Annotated in this window: 20 protein-coding genes and 1 pseudogene; 12 read left to right on the forward strand and 9 right to left on the reverse strand. The window is 37.1% G+C overall.

Translation table 11 applies throughout. The annotated features are described in order from the left end of the window. Positions 1 to 57: 57 nt before the first annotated feature. Together BT999_RS01140 and BT999_RS01145 are read left to right on the forward strand one after the other, a co-directional pair. Complete coding sequence (locus BT999_RS01140; protein ID WP_072695630.1) at positions 58 to 888, forward strand: HDOD domain-containing protein; 831 nt, start codon at positions 58 to 60, stop codon at positions 886 to 888. Positions 889 to 911: 23 nt separating this feature from the next. Beyond that, entirely contained in the window at positions 912 to 1,859 is a 948-nt protein-coding gene (locus tag BT999_RS01145) for a GGDEF domain-containing protein (RefSeq protein ID WP_072695632.1), read from the forward strand. 81 nt (positions 1,860 to 1,940) lie between these two features. Here BT999_RS01145 and glpX read toward each other — a convergent pair whose 3' ends face one another. The 9 genes from glpX to BT999_RS01190 all read right to left on the reverse strand — a co-directional run bounded on the left by glpX (position 1,941) and on the right by BT999_RS01190 (position 11,943). Further along, on the reverse strand, positions 1,941 to 2,927 hold the full coding sequence (gene glpX, locus BT999_RS01150; RefSeq protein ID WP_072696100.1) for a class II fructose-bisphosphatase: 987 nt from the start codon (positions 2,925 to 2,927) through the stop codon (positions 1,941 to 1,943). A 54-nt stretch (positions 2,928 to 2,981) separates the two neighbouring features. After that, the gene (locus BT999_RS01155; protein ID WP_072695634.1) at positions 2,982 to 3,806 is read right to left on the reverse strand and encodes a hypothetical protein; all 825 of its coding nucleotides are present in this window, start codon (positions 3,804 to 3,806) and stop codon (positions 2,982 to 2,984) included. Between the two features lie 26 nt (positions 3,807 to 3,832). After that, on the reverse strand, positions 3,833 to 5,968 hold the full coding sequence (gene glyS, locus BT999_RS01160) for a glycine--tRNA ligase subunit beta (RefSeq protein WP_072695636.1): 2,136 nt from the start codon (positions 5,966 to 5,968) through the stop codon (positions 3,833 to 3,835). 66 nt (positions 5,969 to 6,034) lie between these two features. After that, complete coding sequence (gene glyQ, locus BT999_RS01165; protein WP_072695638.1) at positions 6,035 to 6,904, reverse strand: glycine--tRNA ligase subunit alpha; 870 nt, start codon at positions 6,902 to 6,904, stop codon at positions 6,035 to 6,037. Positions 6,905 to 6,948: 44 nt separating this feature from the next. Next, complete coding sequence (recO, locus tag BT999_RS01170; RefSeq protein WP_072695640.1) at positions 6,949 to 7,776, reverse strand: DNA repair protein RecO; 828 nt, start codon at positions 7,774 to 7,776, stop codon at positions 6,949 to 6,951. Positions 7,777 to 7,797: 21 nt separating this feature from the next. Next, positions 7,798 to 8,646 (reverse strand): helix-turn-helix domain-containing protein, encoded by an 849-nt coding sequence (locus tag BT999_RS01175; RefSeq protein WP_072695643.1) that lies wholly within the window; start codon positions 8,644 to 8,646, stop codon positions 7,798 to 7,800. A 56-nt stretch (positions 8,647 to 8,702) separates the two neighbouring features. After that, positions 8,703 to 9,818 carry a peptidyl-prolyl cis-trans isomerase gene (locus BT999_RS01180; protein ID WP_072695645.1) on the reverse strand — a complete coding sequence of 372 codons (1,116 nt, stop codon included), beginning with the start codon at positions 9,816 to 9,818 and terminating at the stop codon, positions 8,703 to 8,705. A gap of 241 nt (positions 9,819 to 10,059) precedes the next feature. Further along, on the reverse strand, positions 10,060 to 11,190 hold the full coding sequence (locus BT999_RS01185) for a SurA N-terminal domain-containing protein (RefSeq protein ID WP_072695647.1): 1,131 nt from the start codon (positions 11,188 to 11,190) through the stop codon (positions 10,060 to 10,062). A 102-nt stretch (positions 11,191 to 11,292) separates the two neighbouring features. Then, entirely contained in the window at positions 11,293 to 11,943 is a 651-nt protein-coding gene (locus BT999_RS01190; RefSeq protein WP_072695649.1) for a hypothetical protein, read from the reverse strand. Positions 11,944 to 12,013: 70 nt separating this feature from the next. Between BT999_RS01190 and moaA the strand changes: the two genes are divergently transcribed. The 10 genes and pseudogenes from moaA (at position 12,014) to BT999_RS01240 (ending at position 19,410) form a co-directional block, all read left to right on the forward strand. After that, a complete protein-coding gene (gene moaA / locus BT999_RS01195) occupies positions 12,014 to 13,057 on the forward strand; it encodes a GTP 3',8-cyclase MoaA (protein WP_072695651.1) in 1,044 nt (347 codons plus the stop codon). A 49-nt stretch (positions 13,058 to 13,106) separates the two neighbouring features. After that, positions 13,107 to 13,886 (forward strand): septal ring lytic transglycosylase RlpA family protein, encoded by a 780-nt coding sequence (locus tag BT999_RS01200; protein WP_072695653.1) that lies wholly within the window; start codon positions 13,107 to 13,109, stop codon positions 13,884 to 13,886. A gap of 72 nt (positions 13,887 to 13,958) precedes the next feature. Beyond that, a complete protein-coding gene (locus BT999_RS01205) occupies positions 13,959 to 14,711 on the forward strand; it encodes a septal ring lytic transglycosylase RlpA family protein (protein WP_072695655.1) in 753 nt (250 codons plus the stop codon). A gap of 230 nt (positions 14,712 to 14,941) precedes the next feature. Then, the gene (locus BT999_RS01210; RefSeq protein ID WP_072695657.1) at positions 14,942 to 15,478 is read left to right on the forward strand and encodes a hypothetical protein; all 537 of its coding nucleotides are present in this window, start codon (positions 14,942 to 14,944) and stop codon (positions 15,476 to 15,478) included. Positions 15,479 to 15,557: 79 nt separating this feature from the next. Beyond that, positions 15,558 to 16,259, forward strand: a complete 702-nt coding sequence (tolQ, locus tag BT999_RS01215; RefSeq protein WP_072695659.1) for a protein TolQ — start codon at positions 15,558 to 15,560, stop codon at positions 16,257 to 16,259. 110 nt (positions 16,260 to 16,369) lie between these two features. Further along, positions 16,370 to 16,768, forward strand: a pseudogene (gene tolR, locus BT999_RS01220) (protein TolR); the annotation flags it as partial. 225 nt (positions 16,769 to 16,993) lie between these two features. Then, positions 16,994 to 18,022 (forward strand): energy transducer TonB, encoded by a 1,029-nt coding sequence (locus BT999_RS12465; RefSeq protein WP_072695661.1) that lies wholly within the window; start codon positions 16,994 to 16,996, stop codon positions 18,020 to 18,022. A 155-nt stretch (positions 18,023 to 18,177) separates the two neighbouring features. Continuing rightward, on the forward strand, positions 18,178 to 18,444 hold the full coding sequence (locus BT999_RS12360; RefSeq protein ID WP_143145470.1) for an energy transducer TonB: 267 nt from the start codon (positions 18,178 to 18,180) through the stop codon (positions 18,442 to 18,444). 2 nt (positions 18,445 to 18,446) lie between these two features. Then, complete coding sequence (locus BT999_RS01235; RefSeq protein WP_072695666.1) at positions 18,447 to 18,866, forward strand: energy transducer TonB; 420 nt, start codon at positions 18,447 to 18,449, stop codon at positions 18,864 to 18,866. 34 nt (positions 18,867 to 18,900) lie between these two features. Next, on the forward strand, positions 18,901 to 19,410 hold the full coding sequence (locus BT999_RS01240; RefSeq protein ID WP_072695668.1) for a TonB family protein: 510 nt from the start codon (positions 18,901 to 18,903) through the stop codon (positions 19,408 to 19,410). Positions 19,411 to 19,445 lie beyond the last annotated feature (35 nt).

Here is a 19,445-nt window from a genome sequence, read left to right on the forward strand (position 1 = left end):
TTGTTTTTTATTTATGTTTTTGTTATAGATATATTGATACTTGCTTAGGATAAATTAATGGAAGATGTAACAACACTATTTCAAGGTAAAAAAATAACAGCCAATAAGTTGCCTGTTCTGCCGTCTGTTTTTTATGAATTTAGCACAGAGATGGCATCGCCAAACGCCAATGCTGACTCTTTATCGGCTATTTTGTCTAAAGACCAAACGCTAGCAGTAAAGATATTAAAAATGGTTAACTCTCCGATGTATGGCTTTTCAGGAAGAATTTCATCTTTAAAACATGCCGTGTTATTACTTGGTGCTAATGTTTTACGTGGAATTTTAATTTCTACTGCGGCTTTTGACAAACAAGAAGTAAAATTTCCCAATTTGTCGACACATAGCCTTGCTTGTTCTCAAGCTTCCGTGATTATTGCCAAACATTGTAGTTTTCCTATGAGTGATGAATTTGGTGTTGCCGGTTTGTTACATGATATTGGTAAACTTGTTATAAAACAACAGCTTCCTGATGCAGTAGACAGTATATTAAAAGTTGTTTTGGAACAAAAAATTTCTTATTATCTTGCAGAAAAACAAGTATTGGGAATAACTCACGCTCAAGTTAATTTGTTTTTATGTAAGCAATGGAGCTTGCCGGGGAACCTTACTACAGGTATGGTTTTTCATCATGATCCTTTTTCCGCCAAAGAGTTTCAAGAAATGGCACTTGTTGTTTGTCTTGCCAATTACTATGCGGTTAAACTTGGTTTAGGTTGTTGCGGTAAGGAAGAGATAATAGAGTTCAATCCTGACGTCTATCGTGCTTTATCTATTAATGAGAGTCATTTGGCTGAGTTAGAGAAAAGTATTACCGAAAAATTTTATCAAAGTGGTTTGTTATCCTAGATTGAGAAGTGAATGAGATTATTATGAACGACCAAGTTGTAAATAAAAAAATGTTGTATTTAGTCAGCCAGAACAAAGAGCTGTGTGATATAGTCTCTGAACTTTGGGGACAAGATAATATGCTTGAGTTTCAAACTGCAGGCTCAGCTCTTGAATTCCTTTTGATTGACCCGCCTGAGATTCTTATTATTGACATTTCTCTGCCTGATATGTCTGGTCTAGAGTTGTTGCGTTTGGTGAAAGAAGAAAACGTATATCGTCAGCTTTCTACTCTTTTATATATAGAAGATTTTAACCAAACTAAAGACTTTGACTGGAGCAGTTTAGATGTTGATGATTTTATTTCTCCTCCTTTCAGTCTTGAAATGTTAAAAGCCAGAATAGAGCTTGGAATTCAACGCAGTTCAAGAACACTTGACGCAAGCCCCTTAACCCATTTACCCGGAAACACCTCTATTATTAATACAATTAAAGAGCGTATCCAACAAGGTGAAGATTTTGCCTTAGGATATTGCGATTTAGATTATTTTAAATCATACAATGATAAATATGGTTTTTCTCGTGGAGATGAGGTTTTAATGATGACCGCTCGCTTGGTGGTAACAACCGTACGCTCTTTTAAACTTAAAAATGCTTTTGTCGGGCATGTTGGCGGCGATGATTTTGTTTTTGTTATGCCTTCTAAATATGCAGAGCTGGCTTGTGAACACATTATTGCTAGCTTTGATGCGATTATTCCGCAATTTTATGATGCAAAAGACAGGGAACAAAAAGGTATTACTTCTATAGATAGACAGGGAATCTTAAGAAAATTTCCATTTATGTCTATTTCTATTGCGGTTGTTGTTAACAAAGACTCTCGCTTGGAACATTACGGTCAGGTTTCTCAGATAGCTTCTGCCTTAAAAAGTCAGGTTAAATCAATGCCGGGAAGTAGCTTTCTTATTGATCGCCGTCCTATTCTTATTTAATCATATTTTCTATAAAACAAAAAACTGTCTTAAAATGCTGTTGCGTTTTAAGACAGTTTTTTTAGTTTGTGTGTTTTTTTATTAATCGTAATCAACCGAACTAAATTTCATCAATTTATCCCAGTTATGGAAAGATTGAATATAACGTAACGAACCTGTTTTGGCACGAATGAGCATGGAGTGTGTAACAGCTCCGTTTCCGGTATAACGAACTCCATCCAAAAAGCTTCCGCCTGAGATGCCTGTTGCCGCAAAGAAGACTTCGTCGCCTTTAATGAGGTTATCAACAGTTAATATTTCTCTTAAATCAATACCGGCATTTAAAATTGCTTCTTTTTCAACATATGACTGAGGGTCGAGTCTTGCCAAAATTTGTCCGCCAACGCCTTTGATGGCACAAGCCGCCAAAACGCCTTCGGGTGTACCCCCTGTTCCCATCATTACATCAATTTCTGATCTGGAATCAACCGCCATTAAGGCACCGGTAATATCTCCGTCTCTGTGCAGTTGGATTCTGGCACCGGCTTGACGGATACTCTTGATCAGTTGTTCGTGGCGAGGTTTATCAAGCACAAAAACAACAAGGTCGTTTACATCTTTACCAAGGGCTTTGGCGATGTGTTTTAAGTTGTCCGCAACAGGGGCATCAATATCAACAACACTTTTTGCGGCATTTGGCACAACCAATTTTCTCATATAATGGCTTGGACCCGGGTTATACATAGTTCCGGCCGGCGAAGTTCCGACAACAGAGATAGAGTTTGGTCGTCCAAAGGCCAATAAATTAGTCCCTTCAACGGGGTCAACGGCAACGTCAACCTCAGATCCGTTTCCTGAACCGAGTTTTTCTCCGTTATATAACATGGGGGCATTATCTTTTTCGCCTTCGCCGATAATGACCGTTCCGGATAATTCCAAAGAGTTAAAACAAAGACGCATGGCATCAACAGCCGCTTTATCTCCGGCTTCTTTTTCGCCTTTTCCGAGCCAACGAGCCGATGCAAGGGCGGCCGCTTCGGTTACGCGCATTAAATCAAAAGCCAAGTTTTTGGCAGGAGCTTCTTTCATTTGAGTATTTTTCACGTTAAGCCTCCATTTTAGGCAATAATAATAAGTAAAATTTTATAACTCTACTTCTAAAATATAAATATAGCGTTCTATACCGTCTTTTTTAGGATAAGCCTTAAAAATGCGTTCAAGAGAACCAGCTTTTTTCAAATCAAGCTTTACTACGCCACCTTTGCGTACGGCATGATACATAAAAGCGGAGTCTGGCTTTGTTCCTTCGGTTAATATTAGACCGACATGATGATACTGTAAAGGTTTATCTGGCGTTTTACGGCTCATTGCCCAAAGGTAAATATAGCCGTTTTTCATGCGAGAAATTACATTATTCCATGCAGCTTTATCATGCAAAGAAAAACCTCGCCCATCAGGCAAGCTTATTCCGTCAAGTGTTTTAGGATCGGCATAGCGATTGTTGGGCAACATAACTTTAGCGGTTTTGCCGTCTGAGATATTCAACAAAAGGTCGAGACCAAAATCCCAGTCTTCTGCTCGAGTGGCTGTTTCGCTGTTGTCATTTTTACGATCAAATTTAGCCGTATCAATATTTAGATCAGGGCGAAAAATTTTGTTACTCGCCGCCAATACAAAACCGCTACAGTTTAACCCCGGGGTCTTCAAGGTTTTATTTTGGTCGGCAAACAAAGTATAACGCCCGTTTGTGTTAGCTTTGTCGCTAACCTTGCTAAAATCTAAAGCCCCGTCGTCTCTATAGGGAATACCAAGCAAGAATTTATTTATTGTTTCTATGGCTTGTATATTTTTAGTAGTATCAACAGCATAAACCTTGTTTATCAAGACAAAGTTTAGCATAAACAACAAGATAAAAATAAAAAACTTGTAGTTTATAAGATGCTGATTATTTTTGTTTACGTTTGACATTGTTTTCTCGAATATTTTTTAACGTGTTAAATTTGCAAAGCGTTAAAATCGGCTAAACGGCTAAGTAGTGAGACCAACGCAAACAACAGTTGCAACCTGTTATAGCGTATTTCCTTATCATCAGATATAACCATGACTTGATCAAAAAAAGTTTCTACTTTGGGTTTTAACTCAAAGAGTAGAGCGAAAAGAGCGGAAAAGTTTTGTTCTTTCCATAACTTATCAAAACGTGGTGTAATATTTTCCAAAGCTGTTCCCAGATCTTTTTCGGCCTGTTCTGAAAAGAGCTTGGTATTATATTGACCGTCAAGTTTTAACGTTTTATCTTCTTGACCTTGTTTGCGAATAATATTGGCAGCCCGTTTAAATGTTAACACAGCTGTTGCAAAATCGGCGTTTTTGCTAAATTCACCCAAGGCGTGTAATCTTTTTTCGGTTAGAGCAATATTTTCATAACCGGCGGCGAGGCTTGCTTCTACTAAAAGGGTTTCGTTTGCGACAAGACCGCTTAATGAGCTACAGAAATAATTTTTTAGACGCAAGGCAAAAAAGTCATCTAATTTTGCCAAGGCTTCACTTTCACTTAACTTCCATTTACGTTCGCCATAAAGTTCAAAAGCTTTTTTAAATAAAAGGTTTGGAGTAAGGTCAAACGCATATTCTTTAAAAATCCGTATAATCCCTAAAACGGCACGGCGTAAAGCGTAAGGGTCGGCCGTTCCTGTTGGAATCATGCCAAGTCCGAAACAACCCACCAGGGTATCTGCTTTATCGGCTAAAGACAAAATAGCTCCGCCAAGACTGCTTGGTACGGGCGAATCAACCCCGGCAGGTAAGTATTGTTCTTTTAAGGCTTGAGCCACGAGTTCGCTTTCATTGCGTTTGGTGGCATAGATTCCGCCCATAACTCCTTGAAGAGTATCAAATTCTTTAACCATTTCAGAGACTAAATCGGCTTTTGACAAGCGTCCGGCACGTTCGATTTCAGGAAGTTTAACGCCTTTTTGTTCAAGCCCAAGCTCTTTGGCGATAAAGACACAAAGTTTTTCAAGCCTGCGAGTTTTGTCGCCCATACTTCCGAGTGGTGCTAAGAATATAACATGATCAAGTTTATCAAGCCAAGTTTCCACAGGTGTTTTTAGATCGGTTTTCCAAAAGAATCTTGCATCTTCAAGTCTTGCACGTAACACTCTTTCCCAACCTTTACGCACTAAAGCTTCATCTTTTGAGCTGATATTGGCAACGGTTAAAAAGGCGGGTAGTAAGTTTCCGCAATTATCTTCGAGTCCAAAGCTTTTTTGATGGCTTTCCATACTTGTTAATAAAACTTCTCTGGGGACTTCTAAAAAAGAGGGGTCAAAAAAACCGATTATCGGAACAGGGTGTTCGACTAAACCACAAACTTCATTCAGCAAGCTTTCTTTCCAGATTATTTTTGCTCCGTTAAATTCAGTAAGATTTTTAGCCAATTCGTTAGCTTTATCTTTAATGATTTTTAAACGTTCTTCGGGAAACAAAACGACTTTTGCTTTTTCTTTCAATATATTTAGATATTCTGAGGCGTTGCGTAATTCAAAAGGACCGGCTCCGTGGATTCTGTGTCCAAAGGTTTGACGACCGGAAGAAACGCCGGCGATTTTAAATTCGACTAATTTATCTTCATAAAGTGCGAGTATCCAACGTAAAGGGCGAGCAAAAGTAAAACCTTCGCTATCACCCCAGTGCATACTTTTGGGAAAAGATAAAGCTTGAATAATAGAAAGGCAGATATTTGGAAGAAGTTCAAGGGTTTTTCCGCCACCCATTTGTTTTTTGACGGCGAGATATGTTCCTTTTTCGGTTTCTAAAAGAAAAGTATCTTTAAATTCAACGCCCTGAGTTTTGGCAAAACCCAAACCGGCTTTGCTTGGTTCGCCGTTTTCCATAAAAGCAATTTTCTTTGGCGGACCGGAAACAAGCTCTTCAAACGATTTTGCCGTATCAGCCAAACCGTCAATCAAAACAGCAGCCCTACGAGGTGTAGCGGCAACATTTATTTCTTTAAAATCAACGCCTTGTTCTTTTAATGCTTTTTCAAAAGCTTCTTTTAAATCTTTTTGTATATTTGATAAAAAACGAGCAGGTAATTCTTCCGTTCCGATTTCAAGTATAAAGTGGGACATTTTATATCCTTTATTGACTAATTAATTCAAAATGTTCGTACAATTCTTTGCGTTTTTAGTTTAAAATTATTTTTTTAAAAGAGGATAGCCCATTTCTTCTCTTTGAGTCGCATATAAATGGGCAACGGCTGAGGCGAGAGTTCGAACACGCCCAATATAACCGGTTCTTTCGGTAATGGAAATTGCCCCTCTGGCATCAAGCAGGTTAAAAGTATGGGAACATTTCATTGTATAATCATAAGCCGGCGTTAAAAGACCGAGTTGAACCAAACGTTTGGCTTCATGTTCAAATTCGTTAAAATGTCTTAACAATAAAACCGGGTCGCTTTCTTCAAAGTTAAAACGAGATTGTTCAACTTCGTTTCTGTGATAAATATCACCATATTTGACATGGTCATTCCATTGTAGTTCGTAAACAGACTCTTTTTCTTGAAGATACATACAAAGTCTTTCAAGCCCGTAAGTAATTTCAGCACTAGCCGGCTTTAAATCAATTCCGCCGACTTGTTGAAAATAAGTAAATTGAGTAACTTCCATTCCGTTGAGCCAAACTTCCCAACCAAGCCCCCAAGCTCCGAGAGTAGGAGATTCCCAGTCGTCTTCAACAAAGCGAATATCATGTTTTGTTGGGTCAATACCTAATGTTTTAAGACTGTTAAGGTATAATTCCAAGACATTTTCAGGAGAAGGTTTTAAAATTACCTGAAATTGAAAATAATGTTGCAGGCGGTTTGGATTTTCTCCGTAGCGTCCGTCGGTTGGACGACGAGAAGGTTCAACATAAGCAACATTCCAAGGTTCAGGACCTATAACTCTTAAAAAAGTCGCAGGGTTAAAAGTTCCAGCTCCACACTCTACGTCATAAGGCTGTTGTATTGCACAACCTTGTTTACTCCAAAAACTTTGCAGTGTTAAAATCACGTCTTGAAAATTCATATTAGCCTCAATATCGTTATATTTATAAAATAAAATTTTTCAAATTAACAACGTATAAAACGCCCGTTATGCCAACGCAAACCCACATGATATTCAATAAAAGCATCTATTGAACGAGATAACTCTCTGCGTGTTAGCGAGTCAAACTGGAAATAGTGCCAGTCTGAGAGTGGAAGCGTTTTAATCAAATGTAAAAAGTGTAAACTTTGCGTGCTTAATCGTGATAAAGTTCCGCCAGAAACAGGAATTTTAGAAGCACAAGCTTCACAAAAAACTTGCCCTTCGCTTGCTAATAAATAGCAGGACTCTTGTTTATAAGTTAAGTCATAAGCCAGATTGGACATATATTCCACATCGCATTCTCTTTGAGTTTTGGCTTGTTTTTTTAATAGGCTTTGGCAATTTCCGCAACTCTCTAGGTTAATCGAATATCCATGGTCAAAAGCCAAGCGTAAACGAAAGAGCAGGGGGAAAAGTTCCGGCATTTGTTTTTCGTCTTCTGATAATAATAACAACTCGTTAAACAAAGTAAAAGAGTTTAAAGCACTATCAGACGAAACGCCAAAGGCCTCCAAAAATTTTAAGGTGTTCATAACTATACCGAGGCGTTTAAAGTCTGAACGCAAGTTAAGCGGACCGGAACGCAAGACGGCTTCGTCTAGACAAAGATATTCACCTTTTTTTGATTGGCTTACGCTGATAGATAGTTTGTTTAAAATATCCAAACAGCCACAAAAACGTTTGCGACTTTTACTTCCGCCAAATGCAAACACGGTAAAAATTCCTCGAGTGGGAGACAAAAGGCGTAGCCAAAGGTCTGATTCTCTAAAACGTCCAAGACTTAAAACAACTGCCTCATCGGAAAAATACATAGCTAACCTGAATAATGTTTTTTAGTTAGTTGCACTTGGTGGAAAGACCAAGGTTTTTTCTCCGCTACCGGCGATATAGTCAAAAGTAAAATCTTGATTATTATACTTTAATTTTATGACATTTGGGTTAGACATTTTTAAGGTCAAGTCGTCTTTAAACTCAAAAACTCGAGATTGATTTTTAGCCAAGTCTACTTTTTCTGTTTGAGCCTCGTCTATGGTTACTTCAAGTTTTGTACTGCGTCTTGTGCTAACTTCAAGTGTTTGAGTAATATTTTCAATCTGTTGAGTTGTTTCTGTGGAAACAGTTGGCGTGTTAGGCAGGCTCGGGGTTGTGTTTACGCTTGTTGTTTGTTCTTGAGTATTGTTGGCGTTAGGTGCTTGAGTTGTGCTGTTTTGTTGGGTTTGGTTTGTTTCATCTGTGGAGTTTGAGAAAAATGAATTATAGGTTTGTTTTATTCCGTCAAAAGAGCTATCTTTAAACTTTTCAAACAAAAACCATATTCCCAAACAAAGCAAAGAGAATACTAAAATCATAATTAATAAATTTAGTATCTTAAAACCGTTTCTTTCTCGGTTTGAGGTGGCTTTTATAATTGGACCGGGTTCCGGTTCTTCGTCTAACTCAGATGGGGGAAACGCTTTGTTCAACATTTCCGCCAATTCAACTTTGTCAAATCCCAATATTTCGGCATAAGACTTCATGAACCCTCTGGCATATACGGGGTGGGGCAAATCAGATATATCACCTTCTTCCATAGCTTTTATCACTCTGGCAGAAAGTTTTATCTTATTAGCGGCTTCGTCTAAACTTAGACCTTTTTCATCTCTTTTTTGCCTTAAAATGGCACCCAATTCTTGTAAGTTCATAAAGTTAACCTCTATGTTAAAGCGTAAATATATATGATTTGAAAATAGTTCAATTATTAAAGCTTAATATCAATAATGGCTTTACTTTTTAATTGAGCCAAATATTCATCAAAGCGTGCATTTAACAAAGGAGTTCTAACTTCGTTATCGACTATGGGTTTGGCTTCTTCAAAGGTCATTTGCACTCCGGGGTTCATGGAGTTTAGTTTGACTATTGCTTTAAAGTTTCTGACATCAAAGATCTTGGAAATTTCGCCAACAGACATGGGTGCAATTATATCCTTCCAGTCTGTTGCCATTTCTTCCCAAGGAAGTTTTCCTAAAACCCCGCTTTTTTTAGGGTTTGGGCCAATTGAAAATTTGGCGACTGCATCTGCAAATTTTAATTTGCCTGATCTTATATCCGCCAATACTTTTTCGGCGTTTATATTTGGAGGAAACAGCAATAAAGAAACATCAACGACTTTTCCTTTAATATATTGATCTTTATTTTTTTCGTAATGTTCTTCAAGTTCTTTTTCGGTTACGCTAACTTTTCGGCTTATCATATAGCTGATTATGCGTTTAGTTAAGATATTATCGCGCATTTTATCTTTAATAAACGCCATGTTTTCGCCTTTTGCCTTAAGTTCTTTTTCAAACTGTTCTTCGGTCATTTGGCTACGCTTAATGAAACTTTTGAGTTCATTATCAATATCTTGAGGTGAAACGGTTATTTTGAGGCGTTCCGCTTCTTGGCGTAAGAGAATATCGTTTATTTTATTATCAAGGCTACGACGCATAATTTCTTTAACAGCTCTGTCATAGCGTGGATCGGCGGGAGTAATTCTAAGTCTTGCAAGTTCAGAATTAGTTGCGGTTTGAATATCATAAAGAGAAATCATCTCGCCGTTAACAACTGCTCCGATTTTTGTTACCAAAAACTTATCATCATTCAAACTTGTGTTAGTTGTTGCACCTTGGTTTTTTGTTGTAGTGCCTTGGTTTTTGGTTGTTGTGCCTTGTTTTTTTGTTGTTGCACCGGCAGTTTTTTTATTTGTTTTTTTCTTTGTATTTTGTTTTTTTGTGGTGGTTTCTGAGAGAGAGTCTTTAACAAACACACCTGAGGTAGAACAAATAATACACGTTGCCAACATCAACACAAACATAAAAGATTTTTTTACTTTAAACACGATAATTCCTCTCATTAAAGCTGTAAGATAAAAATTACTATTTTTTTTATTTAATTATATGATTTAATTTATTTAATAAATCAAGTTTCAACCTTTAATCAAGCTAAAGTCGCTGAAGAAAAAGCATATTTTCAATGAAACTAACTAAACTTTTTTCAAATTTTATGCAATGCCTTAATCTAAGTTTAAAACTATTTTGTTAAAATATTAAAAATCATTTTTTTGATTTCAAATTAATAACTTATTGTTTTTGGTTTTGGTTTAGCTCGTTTTGGGGTGGCGAAGGCACAGACGGCGTTAATATCGGGTTAATTGTTATTTTTTCTGTTGCGTTGTTTAAATCGTTTTCTGTTTGATCCGGTTTAGGAAGGCTCGGCAGGGTGTTGCTTTCCGTTGCGTTAGTGTTTGGGGTTGGAGTTATTACTTCCGTAGGGTTTTGTTTTTTATTGTTCTGAGCTGTAAGCAGGTAGCTTGAAATTCTTATTTTGGCTTTGCGAACAGTTCTTTCTATCCATATTTTGAAAGCGAAGTCGATTTTTTCTTCTAAAATTGCTTTTTCGTTTAATTTAAAGAGTTCGCTGAATTCCATTGTACGTTCTTCTATGTTTTCCAATAAAATATATGCACCATACTCGTTTGATTCCGGGTCTTTAAAGATCAAACCGGCTTCCCCGGGTTTTAATTTATTTATTTGGTTTAAGGTTTTTGGTTCTATTCTATTTATGGCAAGACGTACTTCTTTGATTGACACACCCGGAAAAAGTTCTTGAAAGTTGTTTGGGAGTTCTTTGTTGACGGCAGTTTTAAGGGCATTTTCAAGCATGCTTTTATTTTCTGATTGTAACAATCTAAAATATTTTTGACTGGGAATATTTTTTGAGTGAAGTTGAGAATATTCTTTAAATTCTTCCGTGCTGACCGAAATTAAAGGTTGAAGAACCTTTTCATGAAAACGGCGAACAGCCAAACGGCCTTTTAATTGTTTTCTCCATATATCTAAATCGAGTCTGTCTTCCAAAAGTTGACGTTCAAATTCATGTTCCGGATAGTCGCCTCTAATTAAATTTTCTTCATTCGCAACATCTTCTTTGGTAATTGAGAGCCCTAATTTTTCAAGTTCTTCTTCGACTAATGTTACAACTATCAGGTCGCCGAGAGCTTTTGTATAGTTCTTTCTTACCCCTTCAACAGAATAGTCGAGCTTATCTGATAAAATACCTGCGGTGTTGCTGTCTGCAATTGCTTCAAGGTCTTTTATCGAGATATTTTTCCCGTTAATTTGAGCGACGGTTCCATAAGGAAGATAATAATCATAACAAGCAGTCAGGCTGAGAAGCGTTGCAATTATAATTGTTGTTAGTAAAGCTTTCATAGAGGCAGTTTTAATTTTTATAAGGTTAGTTTGTTTTATTAGGATTGTTTTGTTCAGCTTTTATACTAACCTTTTATTATGATAAAAACAAGCTTGAGAATATTAGACTTTTAAAGAAAGACGTGAACCTTTTGACGGAAGATCGAGAGAGGTTTGTTCATAATTAAAGACGGCACGTCCTAAAATGCGGTTTTGTAAGGTTGCCAAAAAAGAAAAAAGGCTTTTGCGTGTGTTTGTTGCGGGTGTTGTTTCGTTGATTTTTGGTTGCTCTTTATTTTGGGCGGTTTCTTTGCTTGTTTCGGTTTTGACGAAATTATCAACAGCAACTTCTTTGATTCTTTGTTCGGTTTGTTTTAATTCATTTTTTGAAATAATATTATGGTCATTTAATTGAGCTTGAGCTGGTTCAAGTTTTGCGTTATGTTCCTTTTGATTCTTTAGCTTTGATAGCTCAACGGCGTTTAAACTCAAACTTACACGATCATGTGTTTTATCGCTTATTGTGTTAATTTGATTAGGATTTGTTGAAATATCCTTTCTTGTTTCCGAGTTTGTTTTTAAATGAGAAACAACAGCCGGCCCAAAACTTTCGGTATGTTTTTGAAACGAAGTTACATTTTCCGAGTTTTGAGGAGTTTTATCAGATAGCCTTACGTCATGTTTTTGACTTTTGGATAGTTGGTCTGTGGTGTGTTCGGAACGCTCATATGCTTTTAAGTTTGTTGAGCTGGTTTGAGAGATGGAATCTAACATAAATGTATCCTATTTCTTATGTATATTTAACTGTTTAGCAATATAAATGTCTTTATGAAAAGGTCTGAGTATGCCACAAGTTGATTGTAAAAATACTGATTCAAATACACATGATCCGGTTTTGTTTGATATACACGGTAGGGCTGTTCGTTATGTACGCATATCTTTAACGGATCGTTGTAACTTTAGATGCATTTATTGTTCCAGTTGTGATAAAATACAAAAAACAATACCGCACGATGATATTTTACGTTATGAAGAGCTTTTGGAGTTAAGCTCTTTACTTGTGAATCGTGGGGTTGAAAAAATTCGTTTGACCGGTGGAGAACCCTTTGTGCGTAAGGGGATTATGAATTTTTTGGAAAGGTTGCATAAAGCCCACCCCGAGCTATTGATCAGCCTTACCAGTAACGGAAGTTTGTTAAAACCATATCTTCAAGGATTAAAAGACCTTGGAATAAAAAGTTTAAATATTTCTTTAGATAGTTTAAACCCTCAGCGTTTTGAACAAATTACCGGTTCTGATTCTTTGAGTAAAGTCAGAGAGGCGATCGATTCAGCTTTGGATATCGGACTCAACATCAAGATTAATGCGGTTGCCTTGCGACGTTTTAATAAAGACGAGCTTAAAGACTTTTTAGAGCTTGCAATGAATAATCCTTTGGAAGTACGTTTTATTGAATATATGCCAATGGGTGGACATGAACCTTGGTTAGATAGCAACTTTTGGGCGGCGGAAGATATTTTAGCCGAAGCAAAAAATTATGTAACTTTAAAAGCTCAAGATAAGAAAGACCCACGAAGCGGTCCGGCAAAAAGCTTTGAAATTGTTGGTGGAAAGGGACGTTTTGGTCTGATTACTCCTTTATCAAACCACTTTTGCTTCCAGTGTAACAGGCTCAGAATAACGGCAGACGGACGACTTAGAACCTGCTTATTTTCAGAAAAAGAATATAAAGTAAGGGAATTATTGCGTCATTCTAAACTCGGCATAAAATTTGTAGATAAACTTTTTACTCAAGCCATAAAACATAAACCCATAGGTTTTGATTTGTTGGAAGCCAAAAAAGCGGCGAAAACAACAGGCAGAAAAATGAATGCCATTGGCGGATAATCCCTTTACAAAGTATCGGTGATAAAGATAATAAAAATGGAGTGTTATATTGATATTGTTATTAAAAAATATAAAATCGAATACTAAAGCTTGTCTTAATCTTGCTTGTTTTTCTTTTTTATATTGTCTTGCTATTTTGTTGTTGGTAAGTGTGAGTGCTTGTAAAAAGCAATATGGGGAATCTGAGAAGGTTTTTGATACTTCAGTTAAGCAAGAGCAAACATCTCAGCCCAATTTGCAAAATAATGCGGAATTAAGCCATAAACACTTTTTTCACGAGCAAGGTGAAGCTTCGTGGTATGGTGGAAAGCGGTTTAAAAAAGGTAAAAAAACGGCAAGCGGGGTTGCCTTTGATCCCCACGGTTATACGGCCGCACATCGTTTTTTGCCGTTTGGAACCAAGGTTAAAGTTACCAATCAGGCTAACAACAAGAGCGTTGAGGTTGTGATTACAGATAGAGGTCCGCATACCCAAAACCGCATCATTGATGTTTCTCGCTTGGCCGCCAAAGACCTTGATATGTTAAGCTCTGGCGTTGCTAAGGTTAAAGTTGAAACCGTAGATTGTGTTCTAGATTCTGATGATAATCCCGTAGGGGAGTTTTGGGTGATTGTTAATGCACCTTTTAGTCAAAACTCTCTTGCAACATTAAAGCGTAATTTGAAAAAAACAGATGAAGATATTCAGGTTTTATCAGCAATCAGTAAGCGAAAAAGAAGTAAAAATACTAAAGTTTCTATTGGTCCTTATTCTCATTTAAAAGAGGCAATGGCTTTGACGAATACTATGCATAAACAGTATAAAAATGTTGTGGTTGTAGCGAAGTAATATATGTTTTTTTATGGCGTTTTAAAATAATTTTGCCTTATTGACGTTTAACTTTTTATAAATAGTAAAAATATGATCAATCAAAAAATTCTTTATAAACTGTTTTTTTGTTTATTACTTGTTAGTCTTAGCTTTAGCTTTTCCGGCTGTAGTTGGTTTAAATCTTCACCCTCAAGTGATTATAGCGGGGGAACAAGTAAAGGCGGAAAAAAACAAAGAGGTACAAAGCCTTATACAATTAAGGGAAAAACCTATTATCCTTTAACGTCGGCCCATAATTATTCAGAAGAAGGGGTTGCCTCTTGGTATGGTCCGGGTTTTCACGGAAAGCAAACCGCAAACGGTGAAAAATATGATATGCATACGATGACGGCGGCTCATAAGATTTTGCCGTTTGATACAAGACTTAAAGTTACTCACCTTGGCAACGGTAAACAAATTACAGTAAGAGTTAATGACCGAGGTCCTTTTGTGAGCAACAGAATTATTGATTTAAGTAATGTGGCGGCAAAGCAACTTGGTATCGTTGGAACAGGAACGGCAAAAGTTAGGATAGAAAGCATTGGCGGCGTTAAAGGAATGGACGATTCAGGCGACTTACGCGGAAAGTTTTATGTTCAGATCGGAGCCTTTAGCTTAAAACAAAATGCGATAAATTTAAGTACAAAACTTAAACAGCAAGGTTTGACCAATCGCTATGTTTATGCAGATTCGATTTCTATGTGGAGAGTTCAGATTGGTCCTTACCCAACGTTACATTCGGCTGAACGCTCTAGAGAAAATTTAAGGTCAACCCACCCTTATAATTTTGTTGTTGCCGATTAGCTAAATAAAATTTAAAAAACGTCAAATTATAAGAAGCTTACTACTTATTTTTTGGCGTTTTCTTTGTTATGTAAAATATTTTTTATAAGAAGTTTAAATGACCTTAACTTTTGATGTAGTTCTGCCGAAGAGTACTCTAGAGATTTTTTATAATTTATCTAGTTTTTCATTGTGATATTTTTTTTATAATGTTATTTGATTTTTCTAAAGAAGAGTTAAGGGTGATTGTTATGGACTTATCAGGCAATGTTGCATTTTTAATTTTTTTATTGTGTGGCTTTTTTGCTATTTTTACAATGTTCTTTTTTATTTGGCGTAATCTTGAGTCTTTAGCTTTAAGCATAAAAGAAGAAAAAAGATTGTTTTTATCTAATCTTGTTGAATTGGAAGAAAAGATACAAGACATAAAAATACAACTAAATAATATGGATTTAAACTCCGGACAGGTAAAGAAAGAAGTTAACCACTTTAGTGTTAAAGATGTGCCTGCATTTACTCAAGAGCCAGTGTCAACAAAAGACCCTGTTCAGCTTGAGCCGATCAAATCTTATGAACCAATTACTGCTTCAGTAAGAAGAAACACCAGCAAACAGACTTTAGCGGAACAGCTAAATAAAAAAGATGTGTTACGGGCTTCTGTTGTTGGTTCCCCTATTGGTTCTGGCCTTGTTGATGATGTTTTTTTAGCCTTAAACAGCCCCGTGGCTTCATTAAACTCAAAAATTTCTTCTAATGTGCAACCCAGTCTTATGATGTTAAAAGATTAAAGTAAAAGCCTTGTCGTTTTTAGTTTTCTTCTTAACTACTAAAATAAAAAATCGAATATATCTTGGAGTTAATAACCCGATGGATAACAGTATTATTTCTTCTATTATGCATGCTACACTTGTAGCAAAATTAGTCTTGGCTCTTTTAATAATGATGTCATTATGGAGTTGGACTATCATAGTCGGCAAATATTTTTCTTTGAGTACGGCTCGCAAAAAAGCCACAGAGGGCATCGTTCGCTTTATTGGTGCAAAAGATTTAAGAGAGGCGGTACAGATTTTGGGTTCTGATACCTCGTCTCCTCTCTATCACGTTGCACAGGTAGGCGTTGATGAATATAACCGCTTAAGAGAAGCCGGAAACAGTAGTGATGTTTTATCAGATAACGTCAGGCGTTCATTGCGTCAGGGGGTTAGCGAAACAATAAGTCGCTTAAATACATCTTTGTCGTTTTTGGCTACCGCTGCCAATACTGCTCCGTTTATTGGTTTGTTTGGTACGGTTTGGGGAATTATGGATTCTTTCCATTCTATAGGTCAGATGAAAAGTGCTTCTTTGGCTGTTGTTGCACCGGGAATTTCCGAAGCTTTGGTTGCGACTGCGGTTGGTTTGTTTGTCGCTATTCCTGCAACTGTTGGTTATAATATGTTTTTAAGTAAGTTGTCTGATATTGAGGCCGAACTTGTAAACTTTGCCGGTGTGTTTTTAAATAGAGTTCAAAGAGAAGTGAACGGAACTCGTACTGAAACACCTCGTACTGTTTCAAAAAACAGTATATAAATATAATTTTTTGATATTTTTTAGAGTAGCTGATTGATGTCGGTTTTTAAGCCTGAATTTCACTGAAATATATAAACTTTAGGCTATGCTTAGAATGTGAGGTTAGAATTATGGGAGTTTCAGTATCCAGAAAGGGTGGATTTGTTGCCGAAATTAACGTAACGCCATTTGTTGACGTTATGTTGGTTCTATTGATTATTTTTATGGTTACTGCACCACTGATGACAGAAGGATTACAGGTTGATTTGCCTCAAACTCAAACAGTAGAGGTCTTACCTACAGACAGTGATCATATGGTTTTAACCATTCGCAAAGATGGGGTTATGTTCCTTGATGAATATCAAGTGAACCAAGAAACTCTTATTCAGCAGTTATTGGTGAATGTAAAAGAAAAAAATAAACAATTGTTTTTACAAGCCGATAAAGAAGTTCCCTATGGCGTTGTTGTTGATGTAATGGGGCGTATTCGTGCGGCAGGGGTTGAAAAACTCGGCGTAGTCGCAGAAAAACCGAGTGATGCCGAAGGTATGAGTCTAGGTGGAACCGTTGGTGGCGGAGCCATTGGCAGTGGAACAACAAACCCTGTACAAACCAATACAAATGGTGTAAATCGTCCGTTAACAAATAATAACGGCGGACAAGCTCAAAGCGTACAAGTTTCACCTTCAAACTTAAATCGCAACAATAAACGTTAAGCTCAAAAGTTTTTTATATAAGTTAAGGATATTTTTGTTGTGGAAGAATCACGCTCTATTGGCTTTTTATCTTCTTTATGTATACATGGTCTATTGATCATAGTCATCTTTTTCTTACCCCAAGGCTCGCCACAAATCGATTTGAATCAGCCGATTCTTGAAATTGGTTTGGCGAGTATTGGGGCTAAGGGTTTACCAAATGTTTCTGGTCCTTCCGGTGGTGGAGCTACGGTTACTCCCGAAGCTGTTCCTGAACCACCTGCGTCGCAAACACCTCAAGACACGGTTCCAAGCGTGCCTGATGTTCCAAGCGTGCCTGAAACGCCTCCGAGTGTGCCAACTCCGCCGCCGCCTCCTGCTACGCCGCCGATTGAAACGACGAAGCCTGTTGCCGTGCCTGTTCCGCCTGATGTAAAACCTATCAGCGATAAAAAAGACGATAAGGCAAAAAAAGATAAAGATAAGGATAAACCCAAAGAAGAGCCTAAACCACAAGACAACGACAAAACCAAAACCCCTGATAAAACTAAAGATAAAACGGATAAAAAGGTCGAGACCAAACCCGTTGACAAAAAACAAACTAAAAAATCAGATAAATCTGATATCGATGATGCTTTAGATTTTTCTAAAGAGCTTGCAGGCAAAACTTCAAGCACTAAAACTAGCACGGGCTCAGGTCCTGATGCTGCGACGAAGGCTTTAAACGCTATGTCCAAAGATGCCGCTCAAGGTGGCGGTGGTGGAACCGGAGACGGTACGCATGGTCAAGGTAACTCTAATGTAGGTATTGATGCGGCTTATACCGGTATTGTCATGGGATTGGTCAGGCAACAATGGACCGTTGTGCCTCGCTCTGATCGTACTAACTTGATTGCAACAGTAAGGGTGCGTTTATTACCTGATGGTACTGTTGAAAACTTTGCTTTGGAAGAAAGTTCAGGTTCACCGACTTATGATTCATCAGTTTTATCGGCAGTTAGCAAGGTTACAAGTTTCCCGAAACCACCGAATGCCGATTTGCAAGATTTGTTGTTAAAGTTTAATTATAATGAAATGGTGAAGAGGTAGCTGTGGCTATTTTAAAAAATAGTTTTTCTGCGTTTATCGTTTTTTTATTAGTTATTTTATCACTATATAATCTGAGCTTGGCACAGACGACCAAAACGAATCCGAAAGTACAGCCTGTTGAAATTACCGTTAAAGATGCGGAGATTAGAAGTTTCATGCATACTATTGGTAACTTAGTTAGGCAACAATGGAACGCAGTTCCACTTAGAGATCGTACGAATTTAATCGCTACTGTGCGAGTGCATTTATTACCTGATGGTACTATCAAAAATTTTGTACTAGAAGAAAGTTCAGGTTCACCGGCTTATGATTCATCAGTTTTATCGGCAGTGAGTAAGGTTAAAAGTTTTCCTAAACCACCGAATGCCGATTTGCAAGATTTATTGTTAAAGTTTAATTATAATGAAATGGTGAAGAGGTAGCTGTGGCTATTTTAAAAAATAGTTTTTCTGCGTTTATCATTTTTTTATTAGTTATTTTATCGCTATATAATCTGAGTTTGGCTCAGACGACCAAAACGAAGGGGAAAGTACAGCCTGTTGAAATTACCGTTAAAGATGCGGAGATTATAAGTTTCATGCATACTATTGGTAACTTAGTTAGGCAACAATGGACATCTGTGCCACGTAGTGAGATTGCAAATTTAGTTGCAACGGTTCGAGTGAGTTTATTACCTGATGGTACTATCAAAAATTTTGTGCTAGAAGAAAGTTCAGGTTCACCGGCTTATGATTCATCAGTTTTATCGGCAGTGAGTAAGGTTAAAAGTTTTCCTAAACCACCAAATCCAGATTTGCAAGTTTTGTTGTTAAAGTTTAATTATAATGAAATGACTAAAAGATAAATTTGTTTTAAAATTGTCATTAATCGGTTAGAACATGCGTATTCAACTTATTGAAAAAGAGAGATTTAGTTCTATGCTAAAAAATATATCTTTTATTATTGTATTATTGTTTTTTTTGGGTGGGGGCTATCAACGAGCTTTGACTCAAACCGCTTTAACACAAAACCAATCAGTCCATAACGGAAATAATACGGGTTCTTATGACTGGAGTTCCAGTAAAGAGGTGCAGTGGGATAACGAGGTGCAAGCAAAGCTAAAAATTATGAATGAGTTTAAAGAAAAAGTCAGGAAAGAACTTTTGGCATATTGTACCTATCCACCTCTTGGAGAGAACCAAGAAGATGCCTCGGTTGAACTGATTGTCGGTTTAGACGAAAAGGGCGTGATAACAGAACTTGATATCAACAGAAGTTCTGGACGTAAACAATTTGATGCGGCTTTTATGTTGGCAGCCAAAAGAATTCCTGTTTTTTTGCCTCCGCCGGAAAATAAGCCTGTTCGCTTGTTTTTAGAATTTAAACAGTCTGAGTTATTGGCTAAATAAATTTTCTCGAGTATCTTGCTAAAAGTTTATATTCA

It is taken from the genome of Desulfovibrio litoralis DSM 11393 (assembly GCF_900143255.1).
Classification (GTDB): domain Bacteria; phylum Desulfobacterota; class Desulfovibrionia; order Desulfovibrionales; family Desulfovibrionaceae; genus Frigididesulfovibrio_A; species Frigididesulfovibrio_A litoralis.

Excerpts from the sequence above, each read along its gene's own strand:
- BT999_RS01140 (WP_072695630.1), top strand. The coding sequence starts at position 58 with ATGGAAGATGTAACAACACTATTTCAAGGTAAAAAAATAACAGCCAAT.
- BT999_RS01145 (WP_072695632.1), top strand. The coding sequence starts at position 912 with ATGAACGACCAAGTTGTAAATAAAAAAATGTTGTATTTAGTCAGCCAG.
- glpX (WP_072696100.1), bottom strand. The coding sequence starts at position 2,927 with ATGAAAGAAGCTCCTGCCAAAAACTTGGCTTTTGATTTAATGCGCGTA.
- BT999_RS01155 (WP_072695634.1), bottom strand. The coding sequence starts at position 3,806 with ATGTCAAACGTAAACAAAAATAATCAGCATCTTATAAACTACAAGTTT.
- glyS (WP_072695636.1), bottom strand. The coding sequence starts at position 5,968 with ATGTCCCACTTTATACTTGAAATCGGAACGGAAGAATTACCTGCTCGT.
- glyQ (WP_072695638.1), bottom strand. The coding sequence starts at position 6,904 with ATGAATTTTCAAGACGTGATTTTAACACTGCAAAGTTTTTGGAGTAAA.
- recO (WP_072695640.1), bottom strand. The coding sequence starts at position 7,776 with ATGTATTTTTCCGATGAGGCAGTTGTTTTAAGTCTTGGACGTTTTAGA.
- BT999_RS01175 (WP_072695643.1), bottom strand. The coding sequence starts at position 8,646 with ATGAACTTACAAGAATTGGGTGCCATTTTAAGGCAAAAAAGAGATGAA.
- BT999_RS01185 (WP_072695647.1), bottom strand. The coding sequence starts at position 11,190 with ATGAAAGCTTTACTAACAACAATTATAATTGCAACGCTTCTCAGCCTG.
- BT999_RS01190 (WP_072695649.1), bottom strand. The coding sequence starts at position 11,943 with ATGTTAGATTCCATCTCTCAAACCAGCTCAACAAACTTAAAAGCATAT.
- moaA (WP_072695651.1), top strand. The coding sequence starts at position 12,014 with ATGCCACAAGTTGATTGTAAAAATACTGATTCAAATACACATGATCCG.
- BT999_RS01205 (WP_072695655.1), top strand. The coding sequence starts at position 13,959 with ATGATCAATCAAAAAATTCTTTATAAACTGTTTTTTTGTTTATTACTT.
- BT999_RS01210 (WP_072695657.1), top strand. The coding sequence starts at position 14,942 with ATGGACTTATCAGGCAATGTTGCATTTTTAATTTTTTTATTGTGTGGC.
- tolQ (WP_072695659.1), top strand. The coding sequence starts at position 15,558 with ATGGATAACAGTATTATTTCTTCTATTATGCATGCTACACTTGTAGCA.
- BT999_RS12360 (WP_143145470.1), top strand. The coding sequence starts at position 18,178 with ATGCATACTATTGGTAACTTAGTTAGGCAACAATGGAACGCAGTTCCA.
- BT999_RS01240 (WP_072695668.1), top strand. The coding sequence starts at position 18,901 with ATGCGTATTCAACTTATTGAAAAAGAGAGATTTAGTTCTATGCTAAAA.